Source organism: Bacillus cereus group sp. MYBK15-3 (assembly GCF_051916765.1).
GTDB classification, from domain to species: domain Bacteria; phylum Bacillota; class Bacilli; order Bacillales; family Bacillaceae_G; genus Bacillus_A; species Bacillus_A cereus.
The window spans coordinates 447,156-464,273 of sequence record NZ_JBQAHG010000003.1; the positions used below are offsets into that span (position 1 = coordinate 447,156).

Genomic DNA, 17,118 nt, shown 5'->3' on the forward strand with positions numbered 1-17,118 from the left:
GAAATGACCAAAATATGCTGAACTATTAGAAAAGTAAGGATGATTATTTTGGTAATAAAGGATGCTATGAGCAAATATTTTAATTTAAGAAAAGAATATTTTGATAAAGGGTTAGATTTTTTATTTAAAACGCCATTTAACGAAGAAGTGGATTCATTTATATATCAGGGTGAAATGGATGATGAAGAAGAAATTTCATGGAAACCTATTGAAAAAAATAATAAGAATGATTTAACGACGATTGAGGAAAAATTTGAAATTAAATTGCATACTTCAATTGATGATTATTTTAATTCTTATTGGTTTGCTGATTTAGATGGATTTATTGATAATCATTATATTAGGTTAGAACCTGTATTACCAAATATTGAATTGGATTCCTTCGAAAGTAATTTAGAAGGGTATAAAAACAATCATAATAAGGTTGATAAGATTCCAATAGGTGTAGAAGGGAACGGTTTGATAGTTGTGTTAGATAATGTAAGTGGTAAGGTTGAATTGGAGGATTTTGAACGAGGTTCGTTTGAAGCGCTTTCGGATAGTTTAGATGAGTTAATTTCTAATTTAAAGTTACAAAAATAATATACTAAGAACATTTATATGAAAAAATGTCTGGTATGAAGTGTAGACCGAGTGTTAGATACAATTGGACTGCAGTATTTTATAGAAAGATATGATTAAAATCAAGCTAAGACCTACAAAATTTATGCTATTTAAAAAACATATGAAATTAATGCACTTGATTGTCTACGAAAGGCAACAAGTGCTTTTTTTATACATAGGCATGTTATAATTTTATTAGGAGATTATTTAGACTATATAAATAATTTAAATTCAATTAATAGAAACGATAGATAACATCATAGCAGGATTTGAAAATGTAGAAACTACCTAATCTCAACAGACAGATCTTTATGATCCTAATGAAGAAAAAAATATATATGAGTACATTGTAGATTATTGCAATAGACATATATAGGATAGGAGAAAATATGGCAGTTATAGATTTGGACCAGATAGATGCAATTGGAGTAGAAGGTAAAAACCTAAAGTTGTTAATAATAGACTATCTAGACTGGGAATATGAAGACATGCATCTAGACGTACTACAAGAAAAAATTAATAATTACTTAATATATATTGAAGATAAGCAGTACTTTAAAGATTACGGAGACAACTTTGAGAAAAAATAATTGATATACATTTCCAACATAGTGTTTCGGAAAATGGTTTAAAATTTCTGGATGTAGTTTCCAGTCAGCTAAGTAATACTGACATTTTCATCGATATTCACTTACCAGAAGAATAATTCTTTATTGAGGAGTGATTTCTAATATGAAAGAGGTTATGAAAGACTATTTCGGAAGATTTATAGATAAATGGATGGAGTACAACAACTCATTACCGCAAATAGCATGGAATGAAGATGTAGATGAATTTATATATTTGGGTGAAGAAGATGAAAATGGATATATTTGTTGGAAACCAATGGAGAAGGGAGTGGAATTTTCCTTTGATGAAATTGAAAGTCAATACAACGTTCAGTTACATGATTCGGTGAAGCAGTATTTCACTTCGTATTGGTTTTTAGAATTAACAGGATGGATTTCTTCTTATAATATTAATTTGCATCCTGTTATTCCAGGGATTGAACCAGATTATTTTATTTCACTTGTCAAAGACTATGCGGAATCTAAAAATGATATTTTTAAGTATATCCCAATTGGTTATGAATCAAATGGGATGTTAATAGTGCTAGACAACAATACAGGTGAAATTTTAGTTGAGGATTTGGAATTAAATGAGTATAAACGAATAACTAATAGTTTAGAAAGTCTCATTTCACAATTGAAATTTAAGGATGAACAATAGAAATCTATGGTCGAACTTTAAGTACGACAAAGTGTTTAACCTATTTTTGTTTCTTGTGGGAACTGGATTGATTTAGATACAAGTACTGAAATTGTTATGAACTGTATTAATAATGAGAGTCATTTACCTATTCCTGTTAGATTAGCAGATTTAGAAACACATAAAATGAGGAAGAAGTTAATAGGAGAATAAAACAATGTATTCTATATTTATTAAGCAATAACTACAAGTAGAATGCATTTGTATAAACTTGTAAGTTTTACCTAGGATTTGTCACAACATGTAAGGCTGTCGAACTGTTACTAAAAAACTTACAAATTTAATACTACTTAAAAACATATAAATTTAAAGCACTTGATTGTCTACTAAAGGCAACAAGTGTTTTTTTAATAGATAAGCATGCTATAAATTTATAAAAATTATTTTTGTGAATTAAGGCTAACCCAAATTACTGGTATTATATAATTGGAAATACATTAGCAAAAGGTGTAGAAATACTGCCAGATGGAAGTGTCGCTAAAACTGGAACGAACTATAGCGGGAAATTCCAAGAAGCCCATGATGCCTCAAAGGCGAGTATTCAGAGTAGGATCTCAAATTTGGAGAGTGGTGGGGTTAAGGGTACGGGTAATGTACCTAAAGGCTATTATCAAGATGCAAATGGGAAATGCATCGACCTAATGAGGAATACGCCTGGGAATGGCTACAATATGGGTAGAGAAGTAAATAGAAAGAATGGAAAATTCAATTTCATCAAAAATCCGTACAAAAAGTGATGGTGAACTAGAATTTATGGTAAGTGATAATAAATGGTATCCTCTAGATCAAGCAGATATGGCTCATTTAACTGATTCAGTTTCATGGTGGAATAGTACATACAGGTAGATAGATATTATGGAGCGAAGTCCCCAAAGGCTAGAGAATGGATGTTAGACTCCAATAATTATGTATTAGATCATTATAGGTTAAATCGATCCGCAGGTGCAAAGTTAAATGAAACCTACTTGTCACCAAATAAATGATTATTGGGAGGGGTTTATATTGGAACTCAACGATCAAGTGTATGACCAAATTGTGAGATTATGTAACGAAGGAGATGCTTTTGTTGAAAAAGGAAAAGATGATAAAGCAATAGAGAGCTATATTGCTGCTCTGGATTTGGTTCCGTTACCGAAGACCGATTGGGAAACAAGTACATGGATTTATACAGCATTAGGAGATACTTATTTTTTAAATCGTGAGTATGAGAAAGCAAAAAGTAATTTATATAATGCACGAAACTGTCCGGATGGTATTTCAAATCCATTTATTTTACTGAGACTTGGAGAGAGTTTATTCGAGTGTGGGGAGCTTGATAAAGCTAGAGAGTATTTGCTAAGAGCATATATTTTAGAAGGCTATAAACTCTTTTTTAATGAGGATGATAAGTATTTTGAATTGATTAAGGATATGATTTGAGGAGGGTAAATATGGCTATTTTACAATCACATATAAAAGAAGAATTCGAAAGTCTTTTGGAAAAAAGCAATGAAGAATTCAATAATGGTAACTATAATGACTCTATTGTGTTATTAGAAGAGGTATGGGATATAATCCCTGAACCTAAAGGTATTTATTGTGAAGAGAGTTACCATTTAGTTAAGGATATTATTTCCACTTGTTTTATGGTAAATGATTTAAAAAAAGCAAAGGAGTGGGCAGATAAAATATTTTTAACTGGATTTGCACGTATAGATTCTGGTGATAAGGAATTTATTGCAGGAAAAGTTTCTTTTGAATTAGGTGATTTAGAAACCGCAAAAGAATTTTTTAGTATTGCCAATAAAAAATCAGAAGGTAGATGTTTTGGGAATCCGAAGAATACTAAGTATCTTAAAATTTTAAAAAGTTAAATGTTTAGCTGCGTAAAAAAATTTAAGAACCTGATTACATTATATCTTAAAAAGTGGGCCTGATTTATTACCATTAGAACATAGAAAAATTGGAAAGGAGGATTAATATGGAAAGTCCAGGAGCTGTTTCTCTTTGGTTTGGAAATTGTACTAGCGAAATGGTGTTAAGAAAGTATGTAGAAATAAAATATGATAATGAGGGGAACAGAATCCCTTCGCGTTTTATGACTGATTTTCAAATAGATTTCATTGAGTATAACCAAGACTTATTAGAATGTACATATAATGAACATGTTACATCTTCTTTGTCTGAATTGATTCATAATGCTTCGTATTCTGAATCAATTATAAGTGAACTGATAGACTTTTATGGTGAAAATTTAGAAGAACAATACAATACTGTCATTAGGTTATATGATTTTGAGTATGAAGGACTTGTTAAAGAAGCAAAACTGGATGGTAGAAACATGAAGTATATGGGATCAGTAATTTATGAAGATTAGAAATTTAATGTAATGACCACGTATATATATTACACCGGATTAAATGTATTAAAGTATTTTTTGAAGTAAAGAAAAGCCTTTCTTTTCAAACGACAAAAGATACTTTTTTACATAGGTAATTTTGGAGGTAGATAGTAATGGCTTATGTAACAGGTGAAAAAGGTATCTATATACAAAAATTAATGGATAAGAGTAATGAAGAGTTTGATAAAGGGAATTTAGAAGAGTCTGTTTTTTTATTGGAGCAAGCATGGGGAGAGCTTCCAAATGATAAAATAACTTATGATGAAAGTTTTTTAATAATATGGGGTATTTTAGATATCTCAATTTTATTAAGTGATGTTGAACGGATGAAAAAATGGGTTGATAAAATATTTGTCGCAGATCCTGAAAGAGGAGATACAGGCGAACGAGAATTTTGGGCTGGCAAGGTGGCTTATGAAGTAGGAGATTTCTCTAAAGCTAGAGGGTATTTAGAGATAGCTAATAAGAAATCTAGAGGTAGATGTTTTAGTACAGAGGATGGAGAGTATTTGAATTTTTTAAAGAGTTAATGAAATAATATTCAATCAACTAAATTGAAGGATTTTAAAATGATATCGGGAGTTTCTAAGTTAGGAAGATGAAATATTAAAGGAGGAGACATATGGATATTAAATTTGAATATGTCTTTGAATCTACAAATAAACAAAATATTAAAGAGTTTGAAATGAAATATAATGTTGTACTTCCAGAGGAATATAAAGACTTTTTGTTACTAAACAATGGTGGAAAGACAGAGCGTAGAAGATTTACTATTTATAATAGTAAGGGGGCTAACATTACTTCATCAATTATGCTATTTTTTCCGCTTTCTCAAGAAGCAGAAAATAATCTTGAAAAGATGTACTTTTTATATAATAGAGGGAAGGTAGTGCCAAATTATTTAGTTCCGATAGGAATTGACCCAGCTGATAGTCTAATATGTTTGTCAATTGCGGGAGAAGATGCAGGTTATGTGTATTTCTGTGATTTAGATTATTTTGAAGAAGATAATGAGTTAAGAGAAGAATATATTATACTGATGGCAAAGAGTTTCACAGATCTTATAAACAATTTATTTAAACCCTCGGCATAGTAGTCCTGCAAATACATATTCGGATATAAATTACTTTATTTTGACTGTATATACAGAATCTTCATATGAGGTAAAGAAAAAATAACAATATCTATTATTAATATTCTTGGCTTAGTTTGTTAGTAAACAACCAGATACAAAAGAATACATATAAAGGATGAATAGGGGTGTAGTAAAAATGACAATGATACAATTTAATTCTTATCATCAAAAAGTAGAGATAAAGAGAAATTTAGAACTTATTAACTTAGAATATAAAAAAATTAGAGAGTATGTAAATTTTGATGTATGTTCTTTTGAGCAATTAGATGAATTTCAAGTAGGATACAGCATTGACACCGATGGAAACTCCCTTGTAACCGATGAGGAAGATACTTGGGATGCAAATTGGATTGTTATTGCATATGAAACTATGTGTGGAGATCCAATTATTATTGACTTAAGTGAGGAAGGATACCCTATATCTTCACTCATGCACGGAATGGATAGTTGGAGTGGTGGCAATTTTCTTGCAGATTCCATGGAATCATTTATTAATTTTATGAAAGATATAGGTGATTTTCTAACTGAGAAACAAGTGTTAGAAGGTAAAAGAATGATACTAACTAAAGAATTGGATATATTGTTAAATGAGTTTTTGGAAAGAAATAAATTTACTGATTTTGAAATATGGAACTCTTTATTAAGTCCATTATTTGATATTGCAGAAGAATATGAGCAAACAATGGAGAGAAAAGTAAAAAAGATGAAGGAAGAAGGAAAGAAAATAACGGAGATTGCCCACATGCTTAATATAAAACCTAAAGAAGTGTATGAGTATATTAAGAAAGTTTAATAGTGCCTCTTCACCTTAGAGGGAACAATCAGGCACTATGATGGAGTGATACATGCAGAAAATGCTCGAATTTTTATAAAGCCGAAACAAAAATTTGCTGGAGAAGAATTCATTTTGATCAATCTTTTTTCAAAATAGATTCTTTTTATTTATCGTAAAACCTAGAATTAAGAGTTGTTTTTGATTAGACTTTAGGGCATTGGGGTTTCGAGGCAGCTCTGCATGAGTAAAGATACTTATAAAAAATCAATGAAATTCAAAAGAATATCCATAAGTGAATACAGTATGGAGAATGGGAACGAAGGACGACGGGAAAGGTGGCTACAGGGATGAAGTATGGTGAAAATACTAAGTTAGTTGAGGAAGTTATCGAGTATATACAAAAAAGAAGCTTATTTGATAGGAATGATATAAAGTTACATGAATTAATACATGACATTGAAATGATTCATGATTTTGATAAAGCACAGGAATTGGCTTGGTCTCAAGATTTGGACGTTACCCAAATCGTTTGGGATGATATGAAATCGGATGAAAGTGCAAAATTATTAGAAGGAACTTATAACCCTAATATGGAATCAAAAAAAGATATGTTATATGAAGTTTTTTCTGATAACTATAATTATTATCAGGAGTTTATTTCTATTGATTATATAAATATTCTCGAAGAAGTAGAAAGAGACCTTGAGATGTGTGCAATAAATCGTTTAGTAAATGGAAAGGTGGATAATTTTTATCCCGCATTAACGAGCAGTAAGATCCCCACCTCAAAATCTAGCGAAAGCAAAGAAGTTAGGTGGGGGATCAACTGCCCGTAAAAGCCCGATTGGTGAGGGCTGATAATCAGTGGGTGATGAACAAAACCCCCACTGATTAAAGTTTCACTTTATGAAAAGGTATTTAAGGTGTATAAAATGGTAGGATGGCCTTGTGGATGGAAAGGTGAGTACTTGAAAGGGAAAATGATTGTCTACTTACCAAATGAAAAATGAAGGCTTACATACCGACATACTTTATAAATTTAATGAACTCTATTGTGAAACGATTATAGAGAGATGACAGGCAATACGTTTAAATATCTTGATAGTTTAGGAGGGAATATTAAATGATTAATCTATCTAATATTCCAGATTTGATAGAAAAGTCGGCAGCGAGTGATATTGAAATTCAAGCAGTAGAAAATCGCATGAATGTTACATTATCTAATGTATATAAGGAATTATTGAGATGTGCAAATGGCTTTTCAATAGGTGGTGGGTTACTTATTTATGGTACGGAGCATATTGCAGAAAGGAACGAGGTTTGGGAAGTAGATGAGTATGCGAGGGGGTATGTCTCAATTGGTGATGACGGTGGTGGTAATGTATTTTTAATGGCTCAACATGCAGAGGAAAAAGAGGTGGTAGTAATTGATTCTGGGGACATGAATCCAAGCCATGCTACTGTAATTACTGCTGATTTTAAAAAATGGGTGAATAGTGGTTGTGTAAGTGAAATAGAACAGAAAACGATAAATAAGTCGTCTGATTTATGTAATATAGTGTTAGTGAAAACTCCTAGTGAAGGTTTGAAAGATTTAATAAGAATAAAGAACGTATTAGGGCTTGAGATTTCCGCAATTGATTTGCTAAAGGGTTCAAAAAATTTTCCTTATATATTAGTAGAGAGATTTCCATACGGGAAGGCGAAAAAACTCATTGAAAAATTAGCAATTGATAGTACTATACTGAGTATAGAAACGACTGGAAAAAACAGTTAATGTTAGAGGGGAACTTTCATACGAATAGAGAAATCTATATGGATCCAAGGGAGTAAATAGGGAGAGTTAAAAATGATTATAAATGATGCAGTTTTTGGTGAGATTGAGTATACATATGGATGGGTTAAGGACATTACCGTTGAATTTTGTGGAAAAGAAGTTGAAATAGCATTGATAGTGAAAGGTGAAAAAGACGGTAAGTTTGATGAAGAACAATATACTGCTTATAATTCATTATTGCAAAATTGGGAACAACTGCAGCGAGGTTTTTTACAAGCGATTTTAGACTATTACAAGCAAGAGTGTCAACAATTAGGGTATGATATTGGATTTAATGAAAATTACCCGTATATCGAAACAATTGACCAATTACTTAGGAGGATCACTTTAGTTGGAATTGTAGTCCCATATGGAGATATTCATGAAGAGCGAGATATTGGGATAACTTTCGATTGTACGTGGGATACAGAGAATGGATTAGGAATACGTTTACTAAATGAAAAAGTAACTGAAGTGGGGTATCAAGACGTTGCTATTTAACTTTTAATCTAAGGAGCGAAAAAGTAGTATGAAAGAATTTGAGGAAAGGTTTAGTGAATTGCAAGTCGATATGATATCTATATGTATGGAATATGTTGAAAATAGAGCTGATAAAGTATATGTGTACGCTTCATGTGAAGAAGATATGATTTCTAGTAGTTTCTTTTATTTCATTAACAATAAGTATGTAGAGTGTCACAAGGTGAATGATGCATTGGAAAATGGGGAAAAAAGATATGATGTATCTCCAGAACGAATGTTTCAGGTTCTACAAATTATAAGTGAAGATATTGAAGGAATTGAAATGTTATGCAAAGAATACGAAAAAGATATGCCAACTGAGATGAAATTAATATACGATACTAAGAGTGGTAAGTTTAAAGCTGAATATGAGTATGATTTAATCCATACAAATGATGATATAAAAACGGCGGATGATTTTGCTGATGAGTGGTTTGAGGAAGTGAAAAATAATAACCTTTAAAAGGGGGACAGTAATAGTTATATCTTAGTTAAATAGATAATGAGTGGGAGTAGAAAATGGAGAAATCAATGGATTTTAATGAGCAAATAGCCATTTTATATAAAATGCGTTTTCTAGAGAATGAAGGGGATGATATTGAAGTTTTTGAGAGTATTCTCAATGAATTAGCGAATAAAGGGACAAATGATATAATTCCTGATCTTTGTATAATTTTTGATGATGATATTGCTGAGCCATCAGCGGGTGACTACCTTATTGAAACGATTTTTTATATTGCTGAACATTCCGGGCGAGAGGAAGGGCTATACAAATTAGCTATTAGTATTCCTAAAATGTTACCTCACGCAGAATTCTGGGCGGAAAGAATTCATCGGACACTTTTACATTCAAAAGGTTTAGTCGTATCGTATATGAATGTTTTAGAAAATATAAATAATTCAACAAAGCAAATAATTAAAGGGATTCTTCTTGAGATAAGAGAGGACGACCCAGATTTATATTTAGAAAAAGTAAATTCAATCTTAGAGAAATTATGATAAGGGGATACTATGAAAAAGAACACATATTCAGTATCATTTGACTTTAATCGAGAGAATACTTGTAAATAAAATAGAATGCAGCCTTTTTTCTAGTATAAGGGGGGATAGTTTGTGGGAAAAGATGAAATTGCAAACTTATTAGACAGTATGTTAGATAAAGAATTAGAGGATTTAGATTCTCCTTCAGATAATGATTGGAGGGAACTGGAGAAAAAATTCGGATGTCAATTTCCTAAAGAATTTAAATGCTTTATTGAACTAATGTCTGAATATGTATTTCCAGGAGATATTTTAAATGTTTCTAGTGGTAGAACGAATGGAAATGATACTATTGAATTTATTTATAATTATGAAATGAACGAAGGTTTTTGGAAAAAAGAACTAATCCCTTTTTATAGTATAGGTAATGGGGATTACTTTTGCCTTCATTCAAAAGAGGGGCAGAGAACGGGAGTTTACTTTTATTTTCATGAAGAACATGGTGTAACTAAGGAAGCGGATGATTTTGACGAATGGTTAAATCAATTACCAACCTATTTGAATTAATAGCAAAAGATAGATTTGTAAAGAGGTTATTTAATAAATTTATATAAAATAACTCTAAAGTTTGCGTGTAGGAATATGAAAATTTAGCTGAATTTGAATCTGCAAATAGCCTTGATATACTCCGTTAAAATATCAATCTAGATAAATAAAATGGTTAAAACTAGCTAGGGGAGCTTCGGAAAATATTTAACGGAGATGCCTAAAGCTTTACCAAAAATGGTTGAGAGTGCAAAAGAGTGGGCAATGCTACTAAACATAAGAATTTTAAATAATGATTTATATAGAAGTGAGTATGCTAAAGTACTTGTAGGAATGAATCATGATATACAACTAACGATAATTAATTTACTTAATGAAATTATTGCTGATAACCCTAAAAGATTTGAGGGCACTGCCAATGAGGTTCTTAGTCAATTACAAGGAGTTCATAAAAATAAATAAGAATTGTAGAACTACTGTATTATAGATAAAACTAAGAAAACCCTAGCGAAGAGCTAGGGTGTTTGTGTTATATAGTTTCACCATACGCTTCCGAATTAGGAGCAGGAGTAATCAACGAATCTTTTGTAGCGTTTCCTATAATAGAATGTAGGTGTTTAACATTTAAATATAGGAAGAAAAACAATTAAGCTTTTATTTTATTTAAAATGGATACTCTATTAGTAGTGAATAATAAATAATTTTGTTTTACTGTCTTAATTAAAATACGATCAGTTGTACTATATGCTGTTCCAATTCGGATTGCGCTTTTTTCTTCAACACCAGCATATGTATTATCTTCCGTTACCTCAGTGATTTCACATAATGGAATATGAATTTTAGAGAATTGCCATGAAATAATTAGTTCATCTTTTGTTTTTTCAACATGAATACCTAACATGTTACCAGAACCTTTCTATAATAAAATTTCACTCGTACTATTTTATTATACAAATTTACAGATTATATTTCTATTTTTTTACAGAGAGTATACAATTAACAACGAGAAAATGTTCATTATTACTTTCATCCCTATTATAACGAATTCTACAATAGAAAACAGAACGTATATTTGGTATAATCGAAATATACTATATGAAACGATGTACATGAGTTTGAGATTTTTGAAAAAAGGTAAGTGATACATAATAATACATACGCTATAGGATTCAGTTCATGTTATACAAATCAATCGTTAGAAAGGAAAAGAAGTATGAATCAAATTTCATTCGAAGATTTATTTGAAGAAGAAAACAAACGAGGAAAGGTAGAGGTAGCTGAGATTCCCGTACCTTTATCGCCCTTACAAAAGGACATTTTAGAATTAATTAATTCTGAAGAAATAAGTGCACTTGAGTTATGCGAACAATTAATACGAGCTGGTAAAATATCAGATGAAAGATTCACAACGAATAAGCCTAAAGCATATGGGCAAGTATGCTTACTATTAGAAGGGTTTGTTAAAGAAGAAAAGCTTATTTTTGTCAAAAGTGATGAGAAAAGAGATAGAGTATATAAATTGAAAGACGAAGATTCTAACGAATAAAATGTATAAAGTATAGTAATGAAATAAGGAAGTCCTCATATTTGTGTTGAAAGATTATTTTCACATAAGCGTGGGGATTTTTTTGAGGGAGGATGTATGAAAGATTGGGAGTATGATGAATTATTTCATGCAATTCGGGAGGCGTACGAAGAGTTATTAGATGAAGAGAGAGGGTATCGATATGCTATAGCAAAACTAGCGGATGAATTTGATAATGTAGGAAAGATTGAAGATGTTATCGTTGATACTACCATAGGAGAAATAGCAGTCAATCATCATATGGTTTTTGTTGGGCGTATTAAAGGTATAACAAAGAGGCTAAGTATGTTTAATCTTCAAGAGGCAGAAGGTGAATTGACAGTAGAGGAAATAAAAGATTTATCGATAAGAATAAATAATGTAATAGAAGGGTTAAAAAATGTAAAGAGTGATTATAAATCTTCGGTTGAATAATTCATGTTTCTGCAAATGTAAGAGACATAGCTAAACAAGAGAATAGAAATCGCTGCATACATAAAACGTAAGATAGATGAGAGATAATAAAGATTGGAAAAAAAAATAAGACTAAAATAATGGGATTGATAGGCATATGGTTATCAAATATAAAAAAATTATCTTATAGATAGTTAAATGGCTATTACTATATTACAAATAATCAACTTTTGTTTTATTTTTTATAGGAAAACAAAAGAGTAATCGTAAAGACTACTCTTGGATTTTTTTCTTTTCTTCCTTTTCAATTTCGGAAACAGACTTTTCAGGATCTTTTATAAGTTTTCCTAATTCCGCAGAGCAGTCAAATTTATCTTCGAAATTTTCTGTAGTACTAATACGAGCTACAAAATCTAATTGTTGGTTATTATTTATATACCCTTTTAGTCTAGGAATGCCCATAGGACTAGTTTCACGTTCTGTAAATGTAATAGATTTCACATCTTTAATATTATAATGAATATACTTTTCTACACGTACTTCTTGTGCTTTCCAAAACTTTTCTTCTATTTCTTTATGTTTTAAGTATTCCATTGTAAAATACCCTCCTGCTATGAGCACCAAAGCAGATACAATTAAAATAATTACTTTCTTCATTAGAAATGCCCCTATTACATTCTTTTTAAAATTGGATAGGGAAGACAAGAATAGTGCAAAGACTATTCTTTTTTCTTTTCTTTCTCTTCCTTTTCAATTTCGGATACGGATTTTTCAGGCTGTTTTATAAGTTGTCCAAGTTCTCCAGAACGCCCCAATTTCCTTTCGAAATTATCATTACTATTAAGACCGGCATCAAACCATAATTCTTGATTATCATTTATATATCCTTTTATATGAGGAACGCCCATAGGACTAGTTTCGTGTTCTGTAAATGTAATAGATTTTACATCTTTAACATTATAATGAATATATTTTGCTACTCTTGTTTCTTGTACTTTCCAAAACTTTTCCTCTTCTTCTTTATGTTTTAAGTATTCCAAAGTAAAAAATCCTCCTGCAATGAGTAACAAAGCAGACACAATCAAAATAACTACTTTCTTCATTAGAAATGCCCCTTATAAAAAACTTACCATTACATTCTTTTTAAAATGGGATAGACAAGAATAGTGCAGAGACTATTCTTTTTTCTTTTCTTTCTCTTCCTCTTCAATTTCGGATACGGATTTTTCAGGGTCTTTTATAAGTTTTCCTAGTTCTCCAGAACGTGAAAATTTATCTTCGAAGTTTTCTGTAGTACTGATACTAGCATCAAACCATAGATCTTTATCATCATTTATATATCCTTCTATAGACGGAATTCCCATTGGACTTATTTTATGTTCTATAAATGTAATCGATTTAACATCTTTAACATTATAATGAATATACTTTTCTACTCTTGTTTCTTGTGTTTTCCAAAAAAATTCTTCTTTTTCTTTATGTTTTAAGTATTCCAAAGTAAAAAATCCTCCTGCTATAATACAAATAATGGATAAAATAATTACTAATTTTTTCTTCATAAAAAATCCCCTTGTATTTGAATATAGTTAAAATATACCATGAAATGAGTTGAAAGATATGAGTGAATTTAAAAAGAATTCAATTGCGACAGATGAAGATTACTTCGAACTATCAGATAAAGTGTATGATGATAAATTTTTGCACAAAGGTGTAGAAATAAAAGGTGTTAATGGTAAAAAATGGGTTGTTATAGAATCAATAGATGCAGATTGTCAAAAAGTGAAAAATGGATTACAAGCTATTGCAGTGGTACCGAAAAATGATTATAAAGAGAATAAAACTCACTATGAAACTATAGTATTTGCATTTCGTGGAACAGAGCCTAAGCAATTAGCAGATTTCGAAACAGATATCGATCAAATTACGTTTGGAATTAAAACACATTCTAAAGTAATTACTCCAAGTAATAGTCAAACAGTAAAACCAGATTTTGCAACATCTTTTAATACCGGATTGGAATGGGTAGATAAAGTAAATGAAACATATCAGCCAACTTATGTGCATGCTACAGGGCATAGTAAAGGAGGCGCAGAAGCTGATTATGTTGCTTCGGAACGGAATTTTTATGCAACTACATGGGCTGCACCAAACCCTTATCGTTTGCTAAGTCCTGAAGCGAAAAAACGAGTAGATAGAGGGGAAATGGAAAACAAAGCTACGGATTATACACATGAGAATGACCCAATTGGTAACCATACTCAATTCGGTGCACCTCTAATTGGTAAGCAATTTACAGTGAGACAGAATGATACAAAAGAAGATTTTTTTACACGTTTAACTATGGAAGGACACGGTAGAGATACATTTAGAGGAGCATTTCATTCAAATGGAAGCCCCCTATTAAAATTAGAACCTGAAGATATTATAAGACAAGCACAAAAAATTCAAATGCTCAGTAATCGATTATCAGATATAGCAAAAAATATAGAAGAGTTTCAAAGAAGAGAAGCTGAAGCGGTTCAAAAGTTGAAAAGTCAATTAAAATATGAAACAGGGCCAGGTGGGAAATATCATCTATTAGAAGCATACGAAATAGATGAAGCCATCTCACGAATTGCTAAAACGAAAGAAGGTGGAAATGACTATTTTCACGATGTACACATGGCAGAAGAATTAATTCATCTTTTAAGAAAAGAACAAAAAAGTTTAAGTAGATTTGGGGATGAAATTAGTGATGCAGCAAATTCACTTAGGGATAAAGATAATCAATTAGCGGGGAATTTTCAGTTTAGATAAGGAGATAATTATATGATGGATTTTATGGGGGAAATTAAAAAGATAGAAAAGCAAATCGAAAATGTGACAGGAGATTTAGCGAGTCAGGTTGTTGAGGAGTTACAAGCTGCTAAAAAACAGATTGAAAGAGAAATGCAGCGTATGATGTTAAAAACAGAAGTAGGGTTTAAATCAATAGACATTATAAAAGAAGATACATATGCTCTTCAAAAAAATATAGGGACATTTCATGAATTACAAACAAGTCTAAGAGATATAGCAGCAGAATTAGAGAAAAGTTTTGAAAGTAAAACTGGCAGTAAAATCAATGAAGAATTAAAGAAATATGAAAAACAAATTAACAACAACATTTTTAATGAACATGTTCACTTAGCAAACAGTTGTGGGAAAAAATAAGAGAAGAGGAAAAACTAAAGATAGTTTCTATTGCTTTAATTTACTGAAAAAGATGCACTGTGTAAATGCGAGGTTTGGATTGAACAAAAAAGTGTGTCTGGTGATAAGTTATATGAATAGATAATACAAATTGTATAGAAATATATGAGCTCGTTGAAGGTGAGAGTGAATTAAGGGGAAAGGTTAAAGAAGAAAATAGATGTATTCATAGGAAGGATGCAGTTATGAATCAAAAAAAGTTAGAAATGGCTTTTAAAAGATATAGCAAAAATTTTGTGGATGGAATCAAATTTGAAGATGTTAAAGATAAGTATAATGTCAGTAAAAATAAGATTGAGAAGATTGTTGAGCAAAATGAAATAGAGAAAGGTCACATCTTATTAATAAATTTAAGCAAAATTTTCTCATATCACTTGTCACTATGGAAAAACGATGTATTAATAAACGATGGAAACAATGTAGAAGGATTAAAGAACATGCAGAAAGTCTTATTTTACCAGTGCATGGGACAGGATCTCTATACAATCAGGTATCCAAAGATGATTTTGGGATATACGTTTAGAGAAGTCACCCTCACAATAGTTCATTTTGCAATGTATGGATGGGAGAAAGAAGAGAATATATTATATGATTTTATGGTTCATCACTTCTGTGGACATTTAATAGATGCTAATGAAGAGAATAGACATATTTGGTTTTTGCTAGAGCTGTACTTGCAATATAAAAATAAAACCATCATGGGAACAAATCAAAAATTGCACTTAATCGTGAAAAATAAGTTTAAGGAAGCTAAGCTGCGATGCGATTTAATTCCTGAAGACCTTAACATGTATGATGAAGTGTTGGGACGTTGGGCGACTGATGATTTAGAAGAAATAGAACATCTAATTTCAATAATGGCTCATTATCATTCTGCATTAGTTTCTGAAATCGGACAACTAGGTGAATTTGGCGATTTCAGATATGGGTTTTATCCTGTTGAAATCTTATTTTTAATTCATGTAAGGAAACAACTAGGGTTGCCAGTACCTACTCAAATTGATAATTTTCTGATGAATACTCCAGAAGCGAGAATGGTATTTGGGGAACGTGAGCCATATCCTAAATGGGATCCTGTGCTTCAGATGATTGATCAATTTTATCGTAAAAACTATCCGGAATATATTCCTAACAAGCATGGAGAATTATTTTAATAAAAAAGGAGGAAGCTAATATGCATAATCAAGGTATAGCGCAGAGTATATTTCCCGATAGTGAGGATTTGGAAACGTTTTTGAAGGAGCAAGGAGGTTATGGCTTACATGAAGATCTATTAAAATATGGTTTGATGACGAAACTGTTTTTATACGTTGACTATAAAGGTGAGCAATATCAAGAAATTGTCAACTTTATGCTTGATTACGAATTTACAAACCAAATTGAATTAGCGACACAAGAAGAACTCGAGAAATTAGAAGCATTTAACTATGAATATTTACCTGAGAAGATTGAATTGGCCAACAAAATACTGTCACCAAAGGGGTATGGACTATTTTCATATCCTAATTCGGGCGATTTTTTCACATTATTCATTGCGAAAATAGAGGATATAATAAAGTTTCTGCAAGAAGAAGTGCTATTTGATGATAGAATCCCTTTCCAAGAAAGATGCATTAAGTACTATAAATAGACTTAAGATAATGCAGTTTTGAAAGAGACACCACACTATCCCTATGATATAGTGCATTATCAAGAAGAGTAAATGTAAGAATCTACAGTGATATACTAGACTGTAGTTTTTTTATTTGTGCGTAATTAATACATACTGTGCAAAATGAAAAATAACTAAGGGGATCTGTTAGTTCATTAGGCGATTGAGGAGTGAATTTAAAAATCAGAAAAA

At 31.0% G+C, this 17,118-nt stretch carries 25 protein-coding genes and 4 pseudogenes; 25 read left to right on the top strand and 4 right to left on the bottom strand.

The genetic code is table 11. From position 1 onward, the window contains the following. Positions 1-66 precede the first annotated feature (66 nt). The 19 genes and pseudogenes from ACTFR8_RS16460 to ACTFR8_RS16550 all read left to right on the top strand — a co-directional run. Complete coding sequence (locus tag ACTFR8_RS16460; protein WP_180740654.1) at positions 67-582, top strand: SecY-interacting protein Syd; 516 nt, start codon at positions 67-69, stop codon at positions 580-582. 410 nt (positions 583-992) lie between these two features. After that, a pseudogene (locus tag ACTFR8_RS16465) lies at positions 993-1,309 on the top strand (DUF6572 domain-containing protein). A 26-nt stretch (positions 1,310-1,335) separates the two neighbouring features. Continuing rightward, positions 1,336-1,872 carry a SecY-interacting protein Syd gene (locus ACTFR8_RS16470; RefSeq protein WP_119781814.1) on the top strand — a complete coding sequence of 179 codons (537 nt, stop codon included), beginning with the start codon at positions 1,336-1,338 and terminating at the stop codon, positions 1,870-1,872. After that, positions 1,872-2,064, top strand: a pseudogene (locus ACTFR8_RS16475) (endonuclease V); the annotation flags it as partial. The gene ACTFR8_RS16470 and the pseudogene ACTFR8_RS16475, both read left to right, overlap by 1 nt. A gap of 239 nt (positions 2,065-2,303) precedes the next feature. After that, positions 2,304-2,513: pseudogene (locus ACTFR8_RS16480) on the top strand (hypothetical protein); the annotation flags it as partial. A 94-nt stretch (positions 2,514-2,607) separates the two neighbouring features. Next, positions 2,608-2,757: a hypothetical protein gene (locus tag ACTFR8_RS16485; protein ID WP_245305153.1), complete on the top strand. Its 150-nt coding sequence runs from the start codon at positions 2,608-2,610 to the stop codon at positions 2,755-2,757. 156 nt (positions 2,758-2,913) lie between these two features. Further along, positions 2,914-3,330 (top strand): tetratricopeptide repeat protein, encoded by a 417-nt coding sequence (locus tag ACTFR8_RS16490; protein WP_000422367.1) that lies wholly within the window; start codon positions 2,914-2,916, stop codon positions 3,328-3,330. A gap of 11 nt (positions 3,331-3,341) precedes the next feature. Beyond that, the gene (locus tag ACTFR8_RS16495) at positions 3,342-3,764 is read left to right on the top strand and encodes a hypothetical protein (protein ID WP_044584668.1); all 423 of its coding nucleotides are present in this window, start codon (positions 3,342-3,344) and stop codon (positions 3,762-3,764) included. A gap of 107 nt (positions 3,765-3,871) precedes the next feature. Further along, on the top strand, positions 3,872-4,267 hold the full coding sequence (locus ACTFR8_RS16500; RefSeq protein ID WP_044584667.1) for an immunity 22 family protein: 396 nt from the start codon (positions 3,872-3,874) through the stop codon (positions 4,265-4,267). Between the two features lie 137 nt (positions 4,268-4,404). After that, positions 4,405-4,821 (top strand): hypothetical protein, encoded by a 417-nt coding sequence (locus tag ACTFR8_RS16505; RefSeq protein WP_044584666.1) that lies wholly within the window; start codon positions 4,405-4,407, stop codon positions 4,819-4,821. A 92-nt stretch (positions 4,822-4,913) separates the two neighbouring features. Then, positions 4,914-5,384, top strand: coding sequence for an SMI1/KNR4 family protein (locus ACTFR8_RS16510; RefSeq protein ID WP_044584665.1), 471 nt, complete (start codon positions 4,914-4,916; stop codon positions 5,382-5,384). Between the two features lie 178 nt (positions 5,385-5,562). Then, positions 5,563-6,219 carry an SMI1/KNR4 family protein gene (locus tag ACTFR8_RS16515; protein ID WP_044584664.1) on the top strand — a complete coding sequence of 219 codons (657 nt, stop codon included), beginning with the start codon at positions 5,563-5,565 and terminating at the stop codon, positions 6,217-6,219. A 329-nt stretch (positions 6,220-6,548) separates the two neighbouring features. Further along, complete coding sequence (locus tag ACTFR8_RS16520; protein ID WP_044584663.1) at positions 6,549-7,037, top strand: hypothetical protein; 489 nt, start codon at positions 6,549-6,551, stop codon at positions 7,035-7,037. Between the two features lie 287 nt (positions 7,038-7,324). After that, a complete protein-coding gene (locus ACTFR8_RS16525; RefSeq protein WP_252209617.1) occupies positions 7,325-7,978 on the top strand; it encodes an SMI1/KNR4 family protein in 654 nt (217 codons plus the stop codon). A gap of 72 nt (positions 7,979-8,050) precedes the next feature. Further along, complete coding sequence (locus ACTFR8_RS16530) at positions 8,051-8,518, top strand: DUF2004 domain-containing protein (RefSeq protein WP_097813914.1); 468 nt, start codon at positions 8,051-8,053, stop codon at positions 8,516-8,518. A 28-nt stretch (positions 8,519-8,546) separates the two neighbouring features. Beyond that, positions 8,547-9,002, top strand: coding sequence for an immunity protein YezG family protein (locus tag ACTFR8_RS16535; protein ID WP_098207450.1), 456 nt, complete (start codon positions 8,547-8,549; stop codon positions 9,000-9,002). 68 nt (positions 9,003-9,070) lie between these two features. Beyond that, positions 9,071-9,538, top strand: a complete 468-nt coding sequence (locus ACTFR8_RS16540; protein WP_088070374.1) for an Imm30 family immunity protein — start codon at positions 9,071-9,073, stop codon at positions 9,536-9,538. 114 nt (positions 9,539-9,652) lie between these two features. Continuing rightward, positions 9,653-10,087: an SMI1/KNR4 family protein gene (locus ACTFR8_RS16545; RefSeq protein WP_097813912.1), complete on the top strand. Its 435-nt coding sequence runs from the start codon at positions 9,653-9,655 to the stop codon at positions 10,085-10,087. A gap of 177 nt (positions 10,088-10,264) precedes the next feature. Continuing rightward, a pseudogene (locus ACTFR8_RS16550) lies at positions 10,265-10,528 on the top strand (Imm30 family immunity protein); the annotation flags it as partial. A gap of 184 nt (positions 10,529-10,712) precedes the next feature. Here the strand turns inward: ACTFR8_RS16550 and ACTFR8_RS16555 are convergent. Then, positions 10,713-10,967 carry a SunI/YnzG family protein gene (locus tag ACTFR8_RS16555; protein WP_252209615.1) on the bottom strand — a complete coding sequence of 85 codons (255 nt, stop codon included), beginning with the start codon at positions 10,965-10,967 and terminating at the stop codon, positions 10,713-10,715. Between the two features lie 312 nt (positions 10,968-11,279). Between ACTFR8_RS16555 and ACTFR8_RS16560 the strand changes: the two genes are divergently transcribed. Together ACTFR8_RS16560 and ACTFR8_RS16565 are read left to right on the top strand one after the other, a co-directional pair. Then, positions 11,280-11,612, top strand: a complete 333-nt coding sequence (locus ACTFR8_RS16560; RefSeq protein WP_001071932.1) for a DUF3895 domain-containing protein — start codon at positions 11,280-11,282, stop codon at positions 11,610-11,612. Between the two features lie 96 nt (positions 11,613-11,708). Continuing rightward, positions 11,709-12,065, top strand: a complete 357-nt coding sequence (locus ACTFR8_RS16565; RefSeq protein ID WP_252209614.1) for an Imm3 family immunity protein — start codon at positions 11,709-11,711, stop codon at positions 12,063-12,065. Positions 12,066-12,317: 252 nt separating this feature from the next. Here the strand turns inward: ACTFR8_RS16565 and ACTFR8_RS16570 are convergent, their stop codons facing one another. The 3 genes from ACTFR8_RS16570 to ACTFR8_RS16580 form a co-directional block, all read right to left on the bottom strand. Further along, positions 12,318-12,701: a DUF1433 domain-containing protein gene (locus ACTFR8_RS16570; protein ID WP_061663077.1), complete on the bottom strand. Its 384-nt coding sequence runs from the start codon at positions 12,699-12,701 to the stop codon at positions 12,318-12,320. 62 nt (positions 12,702-12,763) lie between these two features. After that, positions 12,764-13,147: a DUF1433 domain-containing protein gene (locus ACTFR8_RS16575; protein ID WP_000758185.1), complete on the bottom strand. Its 384-nt coding sequence runs from the start codon at positions 13,145-13,147 to the stop codon at positions 12,764-12,766. 72 nt (positions 13,148-13,219) lie between these two features. After that, entirely contained in the window at positions 13,220-13,603 is a 384-nt protein-coding gene (locus ACTFR8_RS16580) for a DUF1433 domain-containing protein (protein WP_000728327.1), read from the bottom strand. 58 nt (positions 13,604-13,661) lie between these two features. Between ACTFR8_RS16580 and ACTFR8_RS16585 the strand changes: the two genes are divergently transcribed. From ACTFR8_RS16585 to ACTFR8_RS16600, 4 genes are all read left to right on the top strand, one after another. Then, positions 13,662-14,840 carry a hypothetical protein gene (locus ACTFR8_RS16585; protein WP_001288655.1) on the top strand — a complete coding sequence of 393 codons (1,179 nt, stop codon included), beginning with the start codon at positions 13,662-13,664 and terminating at the stop codon, positions 14,838-14,840. A 12-nt stretch (positions 14,841-14,852) separates the two neighbouring features. After that, positions 14,853-15,236: a hypothetical protein gene (locus ACTFR8_RS16590; RefSeq protein ID WP_000968637.1), complete on the top strand. Its 384-nt coding sequence runs from the start codon at positions 14,853-14,855 to the stop codon at positions 15,234-15,236. 224 nt (positions 15,237-15,460) lie between these two features. Beyond that, the gene (locus ACTFR8_RS16595) at positions 15,461-16,429 is read left to right on the top strand and encodes a hypothetical protein (RefSeq protein ID WP_001072153.1); all 969 of its coding nucleotides are present in this window, start codon (positions 15,461-15,463) and stop codon (positions 16,427-16,429) included. A 20-nt stretch (positions 16,430-16,449) separates the two neighbouring features. Continuing rightward, the gene (locus ACTFR8_RS16600; RefSeq protein WP_044584651.1) at positions 16,450-16,905 is read left to right on the top strand and encodes a hypothetical protein; all 456 of its coding nucleotides are present in this window, start codon (positions 16,450-16,452) and stop codon (positions 16,903-16,905) included. The last annotated feature ends 213 nt before the right edge of the window (positions 16,906-17,118 follow it).

What these genes read in the sequence shown, in the direction of transcription:
- ACTFR8_RS16460 (WP_180740654.1), top strand. Translation starts at nt 67, where the DNA reads ATGAGCAAATATTTTAATTTAAGAAAAGAATATTTTGATAAAGGGTTA.
- ACTFR8_RS16470 (WP_119781814.1), top strand. Translation starts at nt 1,336, where the DNA reads ATGAAAGAGGTTATGAAAGACTATTTCGGAAGATTTATAGATAAATGG.
- ACTFR8_RS16485 (WP_245305153.1), top strand. Translation starts at nt 2,608, where the DNA reads ATGGAAAATTCAATTTCATCAAAAATCCGTACAAAAAGTGATGGTGAA.
- ACTFR8_RS16495 (WP_044584668.1), top strand. Translation starts at nt 3,342, where the DNA reads ATGGCTATTTTACAATCACATATAAAAGAAGAATTCGAAAGTCTTTTG.
- ACTFR8_RS16500 (WP_044584667.1), top strand. Translation starts at nt 3,872, where the DNA reads ATGGAAAGTCCAGGAGCTGTTTCTCTTTGGTTTGGAAATTGTACTAGC.
- ACTFR8_RS16505 (WP_044584666.1), top strand. Translation starts at nt 4,405, where the DNA reads ATGGCTTATGTAACAGGTGAAAAAGGTATCTATATACAAAAATTAATG.
- ACTFR8_RS16510 (WP_044584665.1), top strand. Translation starts at nt 4,914, where the DNA reads ATGGATATTAAATTTGAATATGTCTTTGAATCTACAAATAAACAAAAT.
- ACTFR8_RS16515 (WP_044584664.1), top strand. Translation starts at nt 5,563, where the DNA reads ATGACAATGATACAATTTAATTCTTATCATCAAAAAGTAGAGATAAAG.
- ACTFR8_RS16520 (WP_044584663.1), top strand. Translation starts at nt 6,549, where the DNA reads ATGAAGTATGGTGAAAATACTAAGTTAGTTGAGGAAGTTATCGAGTAT.
- ACTFR8_RS16525 (WP_252209617.1), top strand. Translation starts at nt 7,325, where the DNA reads ATGATTAATCTATCTAATATTCCAGATTTGATAGAAAAGTCGGCAGCG.
- ACTFR8_RS16530 (WP_097813914.1), top strand. Translation starts at nt 8,051, where the DNA reads ATGATTATAAATGATGCAGTTTTTGGTGAGATTGAGTATACATATGGA.
- ACTFR8_RS16535 (WP_098207450.1), top strand. Translation starts at nt 8,547, where the DNA reads ATGAAAGAATTTGAGGAAAGGTTTAGTGAATTGCAAGTCGATATGATA.
- ACTFR8_RS16540 (WP_088070374.1), top strand. Translation starts at nt 9,071, where the DNA reads ATGGATTTTAATGAGCAAATAGCCATTTTATATAAAATGCGTTTTCTA.
- ACTFR8_RS16555 (WP_252209615.1), bottom strand. Translation starts at nt 10,967, where the DNA reads ATGTTAGGTATTCATGTTGAAAAAACAAAAGATGAACTAATTATTTCA.
- ACTFR8_RS16560 (WP_001071932.1), top strand. Translation starts at nt 11,280, where the DNA reads ATGAATCAAATTTCATTCGAAGATTTATTTGAAGAAGAAAACAAACGA.
- ACTFR8_RS16565 (WP_252209614.1), top strand. Translation starts at nt 11,709, where the DNA reads ATGAAAGATTGGGAGTATGATGAATTATTTCATGCAATTCGGGAGGCG.
- ACTFR8_RS16570 (WP_061663077.1), bottom strand. Translation starts at nt 12,701, where the DNA reads ATGAAGAAAGTAATTATTTTAATTGTATCTGCTTTGGTGCTCATAGCA.
- ACTFR8_RS16575 (WP_000758185.1), bottom strand. Translation starts at nt 13,147, where the DNA reads ATGAAGAAAGTAGTTATTTTGATTGTGTCTGCTTTGTTACTCATTGCA.
- ACTFR8_RS16580 (WP_000728327.1), bottom strand. Translation starts at nt 13,603, where the DNA reads ATGAAGAAAAAATTAGTAATTATTTTATCCATTATTTGTATTATAGCA.
- ACTFR8_RS16585 (WP_001288655.1), top strand. Translation starts at nt 13,662, where the DNA reads ATGAGTGAATTTAAAAAGAATTCAATTGCGACAGATGAAGATTACTTC.
- ACTFR8_RS16590 (WP_000968637.1), top strand. Translation starts at nt 14,853, where the DNA reads ATGATGGATTTTATGGGGGAAATTAAAAAGATAGAAAAGCAAATCGAA.
- ACTFR8_RS16595 (WP_001072153.1), top strand. Translation starts at nt 15,461, where the DNA reads ATGAATCAAAAAAAGTTAGAAATGGCTTTTAAAAGATATAGCAAAAAT.
- ACTFR8_RS16600 (WP_044584651.1), top strand. Translation starts at nt 16,450, where the DNA reads ATGCATAATCAAGGTATAGCGCAGAGTATATTTCCCGATAGTGAGGAT.